Origin of the sequence: Mycolicibacter arupensis (assembly GCF_002086515.1) — a bacterium.
Classification (GTDB): Bacteria; Actinomycetota; Actinomycetes; order Mycobacteriales; family Mycobacteriaceae; genus Mycobacterium; species Mycobacterium arupense.
In genome coordinates, this window is record NZ_MVHH01000035.1 from 1 (window position 1) to 12,510 (window position 12,510).

The following is a 12,510-nucleotide window of genomic DNA, read 5'->3' on the forward strand; positions in this document are numbered from 1 at the left end:
GGTCGGCCAGGTGCGCTTCGGCCTGGGCCAGGGTACCGGCATCGATATCGGCGGGTAGGTAGCTGAAGAAGGAGCGGACCACCGCGATATGTCCCGCCCCGATGGTGCCGGCTCGTTGCGCGGTAGCCACCGTCGGCCGCACCGGTTCCAACGGTTCACCGGTCAGGGTGCGGCGGGCCCCGAGTTCAGCGGCCTCGGCGATACGGCGTCCGGCTTCCCCGCGGGTGATGTGCAACTCGTCGGCCAGGACCCAACGGGGTTTGCCACCGACCTCGGCCGGGTCGGCGGCGGCCAGCTGATTCACCAGCGGATGCTCCACCGCCGGCAGGCGGCGCCGCAGCTTCTCGCAGCGCCGCAACAGCGCCACACATTCCCGCGGCGTCAACGCATCGAAGTCCAACTCCAACGCCCGATCCAGATCAGCGGCCAGGGCGTCGAAGGCTTCGACGACCACCTCACGACCACTCGAACACATGTGCGAATTCTAGCGCCGCCCACCGACAAGCCACCGAACACAACCACATCTAAAACCACAGTGACACAAGTGAATACAGTGACAGAAGAAGTGGACCATCGGCCGAGATCCCCATTGCCGTCCGACTGCCACCGGCGTACATTCGACGATGAAGCAGGCTCGGACATGACACGAATCCGAAGAGCTGGAATTCCGGGTGAAAGCCAGCCGCGCAGGAAGTGTAGACGCTCCCACGTCAGTCCGGGCCTGCCCTCATCGTAGGGGCCGCTGCGGCCCCGTCAGATTCTGAAGTGCAGCACGTCGGCCAGCGGACGCCGTGGCGTCGGCGCCGGGGGCGTCTCCAACGCCGGCACGCCACCGACACGAATCAGTATCTGCGGCAGATCATCTCCACCGACCAAACCACCCAACAGTGCCCGACCGACGGGCACCTCGGTCAGGTGAGTCACCGGGCAGGTCGCCAATCCGGCCATCGTGCATTCGAGCAGCACCGCAGAGAGCGCCTCCCCGCAGGCCAGCGCGTCCCCCGACTCGTCACTTGCGGTGGACAGCAGCACGATCCGCGAATGGTCGTCACCGACTTCAAGGCGTCGCTCCCGATTGTGGGTGACCGGAAACGTCCGGCCAATGTCCACCCGGTCACTTTCGGCAGCCGAAACCAGCGCACTCTCGGGTATACCGTCGGAAACCTCGAATGGCGCAGTCCACCAGCTGAGTTCGGCGTGGTACGCCGAGTCGTAGAGGCGTAGCGCGTCGGCCAGCTCGGAAGCCTCGGCAATCTTCGCGCGTAACTCATCGCCGACCATGTAAAGATGCACCGGGTCTTCGATGGCCCCCTTGAGCACCGTCTCGAAGGGCTCCCAATTACTCGGCGCCATGAACGGCAACCGGTCGGTGCGCCGCGCCAAGATGGCATTCGCCCGATGCCGCTGAACGTCGGTGACGCGTTCGCTGGCGGTGAAACCGATCGTGGCCAAATGCTCGGGTTGCGCGGCATCCGGGAACCGCTCGACCTCAGCCGTCCACCCCGCCGCGGCCATCGCCACCCTCAGGTGATCGAGCACGGCGCCGCAGCTGATCAGCGCCTCCCGCGCCGACTGGTCACCGTGAACCGCCCGATTCGGGTCCAGGAACAGGTCGAGCCGACCACCGTGGGCCACCCACCGCCAGGGCTGGCTGTTGTGCAGGGACGGTGCCCGACAGGCCAGCCGCACTGCATCGGTGAGGACCTCGGCGTCCACGATCGTTCCCAACATCAGCCACCTCCAACGGGTTTGTCGCCTCTAGGCTCTCAGCCCGGAACCGGCCACAACAGGGGCCGTTAGTCCCCTGTTGTCTCGATGGTCACCACTTCTAGGAGTCGGCGCTGCTGCGGACGCGGAACAGGCTCACCTCGGCCTTGATGCCCTTGAGGTGACGCGCCCCCGCGAACGACCAGCGGAAGGCGCTGGAGTCCTCCAGCGCCGACCGCACCGGCTCGGCAACCAGCACGGTGCCCGGCCGCGCAACCCCGGTGATTCGGCTGGCCAGGTTGACCGGGCTGCCAAACCAGTCACCGACCCGGCTCACCGCCTCCCCGGCGGCGATCCCGGCCCGAAGCCGCGGCAGGCTGTCGTCGGCCTGGGCGGCCTCGACCAGCCGCAATACCGCGTCGACCAGTGGCTCCGGCTCCGGGCAGACGAACATCACCGCGTCACCGATCGTCTTGATGAATCGAACTGGCGGAACTGCGATCTCGCGGGCGATCTCCGTCAGCCGCTCCGCGAGCTGTACCAACTCCTCCGGCGGCACCATCTCCCCAAGCCGGGTGAAGCCGACCAGATCGGCGAACGCAACGACGATCTGCCGCGCCCCCGGCAGCGGTGCGCCAGCCGCGCGCTCGCCGGCGGTGATCGCATCGACGTCGAGCTGGTGACGCAACTGCAACATCAACATGTCATCGACGAACGAGCCCAGCAGCGGCGCCAGCCGCCCGACCAACTCCTGGGAACGCTGCGCGATCTGCAGCTCGGTGATTCCCGGCTCACCGACGGCCGACATCACCGTGAAACGCATGAACTCCGCCGCGTGCGCCAGCCCGTCGGCCAGAACACGGGCCGTCTGCAGAGCCTGTTCGGCATCGATGCCCGCCTCGATGAATCGGCGCGCATGCACCGCGATGCTGGCATCGGCACTCATCTGGACCGGGGCATCCGGATCTTCCACCCAGGACAGCCCGACCGCCCGCTGCAGGCGCTGCAGCTGGTCCAAGTCGACGCCGCTGGATGCACTGATCTCACGCGCTGAGACATAGGTACCGTCGTCGCCGACCAGGCGTCGCGAGGCAAGCAACATCGGCGAGACGTTGCGGCGGATCTCGTCGGCGGTGATGCCCTGGCCCAGCAGCCATTCGATCAGTTCGGCGCGCTCGGCACGCGCGGTGCCGTCCAGCCCCTGCAACAAGTCCTCGATCTCGGGGTCTGCCACGCCCCAAACGTATATCGCGCAGACTGTCGGAGTGGACGAAGCCTTCGACGCGTTGACGCCCGATCAGCTGCGCGCACGCAACACCATCAAGTGGAGTCAGTTCGGCCCGGACGTGCTGCCGCTGTGGATCGCCGAGATGGACTTCCCCACCGCGCCCGCGGTGCTGGACGGAGTGCGGGCCTGCGTGGCCAACGAGGAGTTCGGCTATCCCGCGCTGGGCTCCGACGCGCTGCCCACCGCGCTCGCCCAGTGGTGCCTGCACCGCTACGGCTGGCCGGTCCAGCCGCACTGGGTGCGCGTGGTGCCTGACGTGCTCAAGGGCATGGAGGTGGTGATCGAGTTCCTCACCCGCCCGGAGAGTCCGGTGGCACTGCCGGTTCCGGCCTACATGCCGTTCTTCGACCTGCTGACCGTCACCGGGCGCCAGCGAGTGGAAATCCCCATGATCCAGCAGGATTCGGGCCGCTTCCTGATGGACTTGGACGCCCTGGACGCGGCATTCGCCGCCGGTGCGGGATCGCTGATCCTGTGCAACCCGAACAACCCGCTCGGCACCGCCTTCACCGCTGAGGAGATCGGCGCGATCGTGGACATCGCAGCACGCCACCGAGCGCGGGTGATCGCCGACGAGATCCACGCCCCGCTGGTCTACGACCGACCGCACGTGGCGGCGGCATCGGTATCGCCTGCCGCCACAGACACCGTGATCACACTGATGTCCGCGTCCAAGGGCTGGAACCTGCCCGGGCTGATGTGCGCCCAGGTGATCCTGTCGAATCCCCGCGACATCGAGGCATGGCGCAGGATCAATCTGCTGCACACCATGGGGGCCTCCACCGTGGGGATCAGCGCCAACCTGGCGGCCTACCGCCATGGCGGGCCCTGGCTGGATGGTCTGCTGCCGTATCTGCGGGCGAATCGAGACCATCTGAGCCAGGCGCTGCCGACCGCAGTGCCGGGCCTGCGGGTGACCTCTCCGGAGGCCACGTATCTGGCCTGGGTCGATTTCCGGGAGCTGGCGCTGCCGGCCGAGCCGGCTGAGATCCTGCTGACAGACGCGCGGGTGGCGCTGAGCCCAGGTATTCCCTTTGGCGGCGGCCGGGGATTCGCCCGACTGAACTTCGCGACCACCCGAGCAATCCTGGACCGCGCGATCAACGCGATGGCCGATGCCCTGGGTTCCTATCGTCCGCGGTCCCGCACCTGACCGCTAGCCTGGCGGGCATGTCCTGCGTCTTCTGCGCCGTCGTCGCCGGTACGGCACCGGCGGTCAAGATTCTCGAAGATGACGACCACCTGGCGTTTCTCGACATCCGGCCGTTCACCCGCGGTCACACCCTGGTGATCCCCAAACAACACTTCGTGGACCTGACCGACACACCCGCGGCCACGCTGGCCGGGATGATCGCCGTCGGACAACGGATCGCCCAAGCCGCGCGTGCCTCCGGGCTGCACGCCGACGGCAACAACCTGGCGATCAACGACGGCCGGGCGGCGTTTCAGAGCGTCTTCCACATCCACCTGCACGTGGTGCCCCGCCGCGACGGAGACCGACTGTCGTTCGCCAAGGGTCTGTTGGTGCGCCGCGACCCCGACCGAGAGACCACCGGGAAGATTCTGCGGGCCGCACTGGCCGGCAGCGGTACCGCGCCACCAGACTGAACTGATGGAACATTTCTCCGTGATCGAGAAGCTGGGCATACGAGCGCTCGGCCTGCACAGCCTGATCTACCAACGGACCAACGGCTGGATCGGCCACACGGTGCCGGGCCTGCCGCCCAACCTTTTGCTGCACACCGTCGGCGCTAAAACCGGCAAAGCCCGTACCTCAACCCTGAGCTATGCCCGCGACGGCGCCGATTACCTGATCGTCGCGTCGATGGGCGGCGCGCCCCGCTCCCCCGCCTGGTATCACAACCTCAAGGCCAACCCTGAGGTAGAGATCAACGTCGGACCGAAGCGCTTGCGGGCCACCGCGCAACCGGTGCTGCCGGATAACCCGGACTACGCTCGGCTGTGGCGAATCGTCAACGCCAACAACGCCGATCGCTACAACGCCTACCAGCGCAAAACGACGCGGCCGATCCCCGTTGTGACCCTGACTCCAACGCCGTCGCGTTAATCGGCGTTCTTTCTGGGAGTAGCCGGCCGTTCTCCTTTGCTCAGGTATCACTCAGCTAGTACTTTGGGGCGATGAGTCGTCAGGGCGCCGCGCGCAAGTCGATGTCAACTCGCCGGCGCCTGGCGGGAGCCGGGGCGGCGGTCGGGACTTTCCTCGCTGTCGGGTTGACCCCGGCCACTGGGCCGGCGCAGGCCGACGGAATGGACCTGGACTGGCTCGTCGACTGGTTCACCCCGGTTGCCGGCGTGGCCGCCGACACCGAGCCGTTCGACTCCGCGGCCTGGTTCGACCAGCTGTTCTACGACCCGCTGCATGCCTCGCTCCAGGCCTGGATCACCAGCCCGTTGGGCGAGCAGATCAACGGCGGCATCAACCAGCTGCTCGGGTCCTATGTGATCGGCAACGGCCTGGACGGCACCGCGGAGAACCCCGACGGCACCGCCGGTGGCCTCTGGTTCGGCGACGGCGGTGACGGTTTCGACCAGAGCATCGACGGGCTGGCCGGCGGCAACGGCGGAGCAGCCGGCATGTTCGGCGACGGTGGCGCCGGCGGCGACGGTGGCGCCGGAGCTGATGGTGGCATCGGCGGCGCCGGTGGGTGGCTCATGGGCAACGGCGGGGTCGGTGGGACCGGCGGCGTCGGTATCGACGGTGAAGCCGCGGGTGTCGGCGGCGCGGGCGGCGACGCCATCGCCTGGCTGTTCGGCAACGGCGGAGCCGGCGGCGTAGGCGGGACCGGGGCCACCGGCCTGGCCGGTGCGTCGGGATTCACCGGCGGCGACGGCGCGCTGGGTGGAAACGGCGGCGCCGGTGGGGCCAGCCTGGCCCAGTTTGGCGACGGCGGCCGCGGCGGGGCCGGCGGCAGCGGCGGGGCGGGCGGTGCCGGCGGAGCCGGTGTCGACGGTATCGACGCGATCCTCGCGGGTGCGGCCGGTGGTGATGGCGGCGACGGCATGCAGGGCGGCAACGGCGGGATCGGGGGCACCGGCGGCGTGGGCGGCACCTCGGCACACGGCGCCGCGGGCCTGCAGGGCGCGGGCGGCAACGGCGGCAACGGCGGGTCAGGCGGGGCCGCCGGCGACGGCGGGGCCGGTGGAAACGGCACGGCGAGCAACCCCGATGGCGGTCGCGGCGGCGACGGCGGCAACTTCGGTGCCGGGGGTCTTGGCGGTGACGGCGGAGCGGGCTCCGTCCAGGAACTGCGCGGCGCGACCGGCACACCCTCGGACTACGCCGGCAACGGCGGCGCGGGCGGCAACGGCTATGACGCCGCGTCGGACCCCAACGCGGTCGCAGGCGCCAATGGTGGCAATGGCGGAGCGGGCGGCACCGGAAGCCTGCACGGCAACGGTGGAGCCGGCGGCGCGGGTGGCAACGGCGCAGACGGCGCCAACGGCGGCAACGGCAGTGTTGGAGGGGCCGGCGGTCGCGGCGGTAACGGCGGCGCGGGCGGCGCCTCACTCGGTGACGGCCACGGCGGCACGGGCGGCGCCGGAGGCAACGCCGGCGACGGCGGCACCGGCGGGAACGGCGCGGCCGGGACCAACGCCATCGCCGCGGGGTCCGCCGGCGGCAACGGCGGCAACGGCATGCAGGGCGGCAAGGGCGGAATCGGCGGCAACGGTGGCGACGGCGGCGCCTCCGCGCAGGGAACCGCGGGTCAGCAGGGCGTAGGTGGAAACGGCGGAAACGGCGGTACCGGTGGCAATCCCGGTGACGGCGGCAAGGGCGCCAACGGCAACGCCAGCAACCCCAATGGCGGACGCGGCGGCAACGGCGGCCAAGTGGGCGCCGGGGGCATCGGCGGCGCCGGTGGCACCGGCGCAGTCCAGGGCGTCTCCGGCACCAATGGGTCGGCATCGACCGCCCACGCCGGCAACGGCGGCGCCGGCGGCAACGGCTTCAACGCCGTCACCGCGGGCGCCAATGGTGGCAACGGCGGCGCCGGCGGAACCGGCAGCCTGCACGGCGACGGCGGCGCGGGCGGCAACGGCGGCAACGGCGCGGCCGGCGCCAACGGCAACCCCGTCGTCAACAACGGCAACGCCGGCAACGGCGGCAACGGCGGCAAGGGCGGGGCCGGCGGAAACTCACTCGGCGACGGCAACGGCGGAAAGGGCGGCGCCGGCGGTAACGCCGGTAACGGTGGCCGCGGCGTGGACCAGAGCCAACTGCCCCCCAGCGCCACCCTGCCCGGCAGCGGTGGCAACGGCGGCAAGGGCGGTGCCGGCGGTGCCGGCGGCAGCAGTGTCACCGCCCACGGCTCAGGTACCGGCAATGGCGGTGCCGGCGGCACGGGCGGCGCGGGCGGCAACGGCGGCGGCAACGGCATCGCCACTCTGGACGTGGCCAACAGCGTGCAATACGGCAGCGGCGGCGACGGCGGAGTCGGCGGAGTGGGCGGCAACGGCGGGCTCGGCACCAATGGTGCACTCGGCGGCGGCACGGGCTTCGACGGCGGCAACGGCGGAGCCGGCGGCAGCGGCGGCGCGGGCGGTTCCGCCTACGCCGGTAACCCCGCGATCGGTGAGCACGGCCGGTTCGGCACCAACGGCAACGGCGGCGCGGGCGGCGGCGGCGGTACCGGTGGTGGCGGCGGTACCGGCGGGGCCGGTGACGACAGCGCCGGTGGCGCCGGGGGCAACGGCGGTAATGGCGGTGCGGCCGGCAACGGTGGCTCGCCCGGCTCCGGGGTCTACGCGCAGCCGGGGATCAACAAGGCTCCGGTCGGGATCGGCGGAGTAGGCGGCAACGGCGGCAAAGCCGGAGCGGGCGGTGCCGGCGGCATCGGGGACACCGGATTCGACGGTGGCGCCGGCGGAAACGGCGGTGTCGGCGGGGCAGGTGCCCACGGCGGTGACGCCCTCGGCAGCTACTACGCGCAAGGTTCCAGCGGCGGCGACGGCGGGAACGGCGGAGCCGGAGGCAACGCCGGTGCGGGCGGCGCCGCAGGTGCGGGCGCCCACGCCGGCAGCGGCGGCAATGCCGGCGCGGGTGGCCACGGCGGCAACGGCGGCGACGGCGGCGACGCCACCCTGACCGGAACGAACGTCCATGGTGGAGCAGCCGGTGACGGTGGCGACGGCGGAGCGGCCGGCGCGGCGGCCGCCGGGGGCGCCGGGGCGCGCGGTGGTGACGGCGGCGATGGTGGCGACGGCGGTCTTGGCGGAGCGGTCGGCAGCACCGGCGCCAACGGCGCCGGCGGTTCCGGCGGCGCCGGTTCCGGTGGGCTGGCCGCCGGCGACCGCGGCGGCCCCGAAGGTCCGGTCAATGTCACCATTCCGCTGTACCTGCAAAGCGGCGGAATCAGCCCGATCGTCTATATCTCGATCAATGGCGGGCCGCCGGTGCCGGTGCAGATCGACACCGGCTCAACAGGTCTGACAATCTTGAACAGCGCCGTCGGCAACCCCGGCAGCCTCGGCAGCGTGCTGCTGTCGGGTAACGCCAGCTACGCCGGCCTGGGTGGCAACAGCTACGGCTACCAGACCTACAGCACCACCGTGGGATTCTGCGACAAAGTCGCCTGCTCGGGAGACCTCGTCACCGACCCGACCGGCGTCAACGTCGTTACCTCATCATCGAATGCCCTGATGACGCAGTACTTCAACCAGTACGGCATCGTCGGGGTGTTGGGCATCGGACCCAACAACGGTTACGCCGGCACCTCCACGATCATCTCGGCGCTGCCCGGTGCGCTCAACCAGGGCGTGCTCATCGACGAGCAGACCGGCCAGGTGATTTTCGGACCGAACCCGCTCGACGCTGAGACCTCCGTCTCCGGGTCGCCGTACGTCGACACGATGATCTCCATCAACGGCGGCGCCCCGGTGGCCGTCACGACCTCGATCGACTCCGGCGGCATGTATGGCAGCATTCCGCAGTCGCTGTTCCCGCAGCTCGGGGTCGGCTCACAAGTGCCGGCCGGCACGGTGATCTCGGTGTACAACTCCGACGGCAGCACCCTGCTGTACTCCTACACAACGACCAACAACGGCCCGTATGTGACTTCGGGTGGGGCGGCCAACAGTGGCTACTACCCGTTCTCGGTGAACCCGGTCTACATCGACTACCGGCCAAGCGGTTACGGCGCGACCATCATCAGCCGCTGAGGTCCTTACAGGAGTTCTTTGGCCAGCAGCTCGCAGGTGCGATCACGGCCCGGCGCGGTGGCCGGAGCGGTGCCGCGGTGCGCTGAGGCCACCGGGTTGATCATCACCTCGTCGACGCCGAATCGCTCCGCCAACGCCGTGAGCTGCTCGGCGGCCTCGGCCGGGGCGCCGACGACCGCGCGCCGAAGCCCGCTGTCGATGATCCGCTGCTCGGCATCGGAGACCGATGCGGCTCGAGCGTCTTCGACCAGATCAACCGCGCCCAGCGGCCGGCCGGTCCGCAGTCGGGCCATCATCTGCAGGTTGGGCAGCATCAGCGCGGTTGCCTCATCGCGGGTTTCGGCGACCGCCGCGTTGACCGTCAGAAACGTCGTCGGTACCGCGCAGGCCTCGCTCGGGGTGAAGTTCGCCCGGTAGTAGGCCAATGCCTCCTCGGTGCCCTGACCGGAGAAGTGGTGGGCGAACACATAGGGCAATCCCTTGGCCGCAGCCAGCCGCGCCGAGTACATGCTCGATCCCAGCAGCCACAGTCGTGGCTCGCCGGTGGCCGCCGGGGTGGCCTTGAGCAGGTAGTCGCCGTCCCGTAACTGGACCTGCACGCCGCGGCTGCTCATCATGGCCCGCACGTGGTCGAGGTAGTCGGGAAAGTTCTCGATGTCTTCATCACCGCGGCCGGAGCGCAGCATCACCGAGGTCACCGGATCCGATCCCGGCGCCCGGCCGATTCCCAAGTCGATACGGCCGGGGGCCGCGGCCTCCAGCAGCGCGAACTGTTCGGCGACCGCCAACGGGGCATGGTTGGGCAGCATCACCCCGCCCGAGCCCAGCCGCACCCGGGACGTCTGCGCCGCCAGGTAGGCCAGCAGCACCGGTGGGCTGGTGGCCCCGACCGCGGGCATGTTGTGGTGCTCGGCCACCCAGTATCTGGTGAAGCCGAGCCGGTCGGCAGTCTGCGCCAGCCGCACTGTCGCGGCCAGCGCGTCGGCGGTGGACTGGTCGGTGCGGACCGGAACGAGATCAAGAACGGAAAGACGCACGTCGCTTTATAACGCCTGCAGTGCGCTGAACCTTCCCCGGCGTCGGCGACCTAGCCAGCCGTGTCAGTTCCTGATGCCGGCAAGGGTGGCGGCGTTGGTGAAGATGTCGTCCAGCATGGCCGGGGTCAGCCGGCCGGTAAACATGTTCTGTTGGCTCGGGTGATAGCAACCCACCAGCCGCAATGTCGGACCCAAGTCGGCGACGGCGCCGTGGCTGAACTTCGGTTTGGGTTTGAGCATGGGGTCGGCGGCGATCCGCAGCGCGATCTGCCAGGCGAAGCCCCCGAGCGCGACCATCACCCGCACGTGCGGAGCGATCAGCCGCCATTCGGTGTCGAGCCAGGGCGCGCAGGTGTTGCGTTCGGCGGTCGTGGGGGCGTTGTCCGGCGGGGCGCAGCGCACCGGGGCGATGATCCGGATGCCGTTGGCACGCAATCCATCCGCAGCGTCCACACTGGTCGGCTGGTTGACCAGGCCGGCACGGTGCAAGGCGGCGTACAACTGGTCGCCGGAGCGGTCGCCGGTGAAGGTGCGGCCGGTGCGGTTGGCGCCGTTGGCGGCCGGGGCCAGACCAACGATCACGATTTTCGGTTCCGTCGAACCCCAGCCGGGCACCGGTCGCCCCCAATAGGGCTGGTCGGCGAAGGACTTTCGCTTGACCAGGGCCACCTGCTCGCGCCAGGTCACCAGCCGTGGGCAGGCCCGGCAGACGCTGATCCGCGCGTCGAGTTCATCGATTGACTGCGCCGTCCCGGCCAGTCGCCTCACCTCCGCGGCGTCGGCGGCCCGCGCAGTGGCGGGGGTGGCCGGGTCTCCGGGCCAGCCGGTGCCGGGCGGCACCGGGGACGCGAACGGCTGGCCGGTGCGGGGGTGGTTGAGCATGGTCTCACTCTGCATGCCCTCGGCATTGGGTGAGCGGAGAGCCTTGCTTTCTGAGAGATTCTCACACATAGTTGACCGACCTTGAGGCGGAGAGGGGCTGACCGTGGGCTTACGCCGACTTTCCGAGCGGTTTCTGCCGATGTTGCTGTGCGGGGCGACGGTGCTGTTCGCCGCACCGGTGGCTCCAGCGCACGCCGACGTCCCCGAGGATGCGCTGACCGCGTTGATCATGGGCGGCACCTTCATGCCCACCCCCAGCCAGCGCTGGCAGAACGCCATCGTCACCGACTACATAGATCCGGCCACCGGGGGCACCTACACACCGGTCATGGTTCCCTATCCGGCCTCCGGTGCCAGTACGTCGATCCCCACCGGCCTGGCGAACCTTCAGGCTGCGATGGCCCAGCAGCCCGAGGGGCAGCCGTATCTGGTGTCGGGGTATTCACAGAGCGCCCAGATCGCGGTCCTGGAGAAGATCAACCTGATGGAATCGAGGCTGCCCGCACCCGACGTCACCTTCTTCCTGCTCGGCTCAGGTAACCGACCCAATGGTGGCTTCCTGGAGCGGTTCGAGGGGCTGGTGATCCCGGGCGCGCCCGGCCTGAACTTCAACGGGGCCGAACCCACTAACGGCGGCATCACCACCATCGACGTGACGGCGCAATACGACGCGAATGCGGACTACCCGCAATTCCCTATCAACCTGGTCGCCAACCTCAACTCCTTGCTCGGCTTCATCTACACCCACGGGGGCTACGGCAGTGGACCACTGCCGGAACTCGTTCCCGCGGTGTGGCCGCCGACCGAACCGATGACCGGCCCGTACGTCGATGAATACGTGTTGGGCTCCACCGACATCGTCAAACAGGTCACCGGCGACACCACCTTCTACTTCATCCCGACGGCCGAGTTGCCGCTGCTGAGCCCGCTGCGAACGTTGGGCGTGCCCGAGTCGTGGCTCGACGTCGTGCAGCCGGCGCTGCGCGTGATCGTCGAAGCCGGCTACGACAGATCGGTACCGTTCGGGGAACCGACACCGGCGCAGCTGATCCCGACACTGGACCCGATCACCTTCGCGCTCCAGTTCGCGCAGGCGAGTGTGCAGGGCACCGACAACGCTTTGAATCTCTTCGGGCTGGACCTGCCCGGGTACACCGAGTTGATGGGCCTGTTCGACGACGCTCGCGCCTGGTCGGCCGACGAGATCGGTGTTCCCTACGCGCAGGTGGTCTCCTGGCTCAACGATGTCATCAACCCCTTCACCGCGTTCACCGCGATCGCGGGGCCGATCGGCGAAGCGGTCCAACTGCTGTTCGACGTCACCGGCGTCCAGGAGTACCTGCTCGATCCGGTGCTGGGACTGGTCGGGACGCTGGGCGGCCTGGTCACCAGCTGACGACCGAGGCCCGGTCTCAG

General features: G+C 69.6%; 10 protein-coding genes. 5 read left to right on the top strand and 5 right to left on the bottom strand.

What is annotated here, in order from left to right; all coding sequences use genetic code 11:
* The 3 genes from BST15_RS15105 to BST15_RS15115 form a co-directional block, all read right to left on the bottom strand.
* A partial coding sequence (locus tag BST15_RS15105; RefSeq protein ID WP_133053196.1) for a DUF222 domain-containing protein occupies window positions 1-475 on the bottom strand: 475 nt, incomplete at its 3' end.
* Window positions 476-753: 278 nt separating this feature from the next.
* Entirely contained in the window at window positions 754-1,731 is a 978-nt protein-coding gene (locus BST15_RS15110; RefSeq protein WP_046191319.1) for an Acg family FMN-binding oxidoreductase, read from the bottom strand.
* 97 nt (window positions 1,732-1,828) lie between these two features.
* A complete protein-coding gene (locus tag BST15_RS15115) occupies window positions 1,829-2,941 on the bottom strand; it encodes an adenylate/guanylate cyclase domain-containing protein (protein ID WP_046191318.1) in 1,113 nt (370 codons plus the stop codon).
* A 31-nt stretch (window positions 2,942-2,972) separates the two neighbouring features.
* Between BST15_RS15115 and BST15_RS15120 the strand changes: the two genes are divergently transcribed.
* The 4 genes from BST15_RS15120 to BST15_RS22150 all read left to right on the top strand — a co-directional run bounded on the left by BST15_RS15120 (window position 2,973) and on the right by BST15_RS22150 (window position 9,175).
* Complete coding sequence (locus BST15_RS15120) at window positions 2,973-4,148, top strand: MalY/PatB family protein (RefSeq protein WP_046191317.1); 1,176 nt, start codon at window positions 2,973-2,975, stop codon at window positions 4,146-4,148.
* A 17-nt stretch (window positions 4,149-4,165) separates the two neighbouring features.
* Window positions 4,166-4,603 (top strand): HIT family protein, encoded by a 438-nt coding sequence (locus tag BST15_RS15125; protein WP_046191316.1) that lies wholly within the window; start codon window positions 4,166-4,168, stop codon window positions 4,601-4,603.
* Window positions 4,604-4,607: 4 nt separating this feature from the next.
* The gene (locus BST15_RS15130) at window positions 4,608-5,063 is read left to right on the top strand and encodes a nitroreductase family deazaflavin-dependent oxidoreductase (RefSeq protein WP_046191315.1); all 456 of its coding nucleotides are present in this window, start codon (window positions 4,608-4,610) and stop codon (window positions 5,061-5,063) included.
* Between the two features lie 71 nt (window positions 5,064-5,134).
* Window positions 5,135-9,175, top strand: a complete 4,041-nt coding sequence (locus tag BST15_RS22150; RefSeq protein WP_165757132.1) for a PecA family PE domain-processing aspartic protease — start codon at window positions 5,135-5,137, stop codon at window positions 9,173-9,175.
* 5 nt (window positions 9,176-9,180) lie between these two features.
* Here the strand turns inward: BST15_RS22150 and BST15_RS15145 are convergent, their stop codons facing one another.
* Together BST15_RS15145 and BST15_RS15150 are read right to left on the bottom strand one after the other, a co-directional pair.
* On the bottom strand, window positions 9,181-10,212 hold the full coding sequence (locus BST15_RS15145) for an LLM class flavin-dependent oxidoreductase (protein ID WP_046295731.1): 1,032 nt from the start codon (window positions 10,210-10,212) through the stop codon (window positions 9,181-9,183).
* 63 nt (window positions 10,213-10,275) lie between these two features.
* Window positions 10,276-11,109 (bottom strand): uracil-DNA glycosylase, encoded by an 834-nt coding sequence (locus BST15_RS15150; RefSeq protein ID WP_046189259.1) that lies wholly within the window; start codon window positions 11,107-11,109, stop codon window positions 10,276-10,278.
* An 88-nt stretch (window positions 11,110-11,197) separates the two neighbouring features.
* On the opposite strand from BST15_RS15150, the gene BST15_RS15155 reads away from it, so the two are divergent.
* Window positions 11,198-12,490: a PE-PPE domain-containing protein gene (locus BST15_RS15155; protein WP_131701198.1), complete on the top strand. Its 1,293-nt coding sequence runs from the start codon at window positions 11,198-11,200 to the stop codon at window positions 12,488-12,490.
* Window positions 12,491-12,510: the final 20 nt, after the last annotated feature.

Excerpts from the sequence above, each read along its gene's own strand:
- BST15_RS15125 (WP_046191316.1), top strand. The coding sequence starts at position 4,166 with ATGTCCTGCGTCTTCTGCGCCGTCGTCGCCGGTACGGCACCGGCGGTC.
- BST15_RS22150 (WP_165757132.1), top strand. The coding sequence starts at position 5,135 with ATGAGTCGTCAGGGCGCCGCGCGCAAGTCGATGTCAACTCGCCGGCGC.
- BST15_RS15130 (WP_046191315.1), top strand. The coding sequence starts at position 4,608 with ATGGAACATTTCTCCGTGATCGAGAAGCTGGGCATACGAGCGCTCGGC.
- BST15_RS15150 (WP_046189259.1), bottom strand. The coding sequence starts at position 11,109 with ATGCAGAGTGAGACCATGCTCAACCACCCCCGCACCGGCCAGCCGTTC.
- BST15_RS15110 (WP_046191319.1), bottom strand. The coding sequence starts at position 1,731 with ATGTTGGGAACGATCGTGGACGCCGAGGTCCTCACCGATGCAGTGCGG.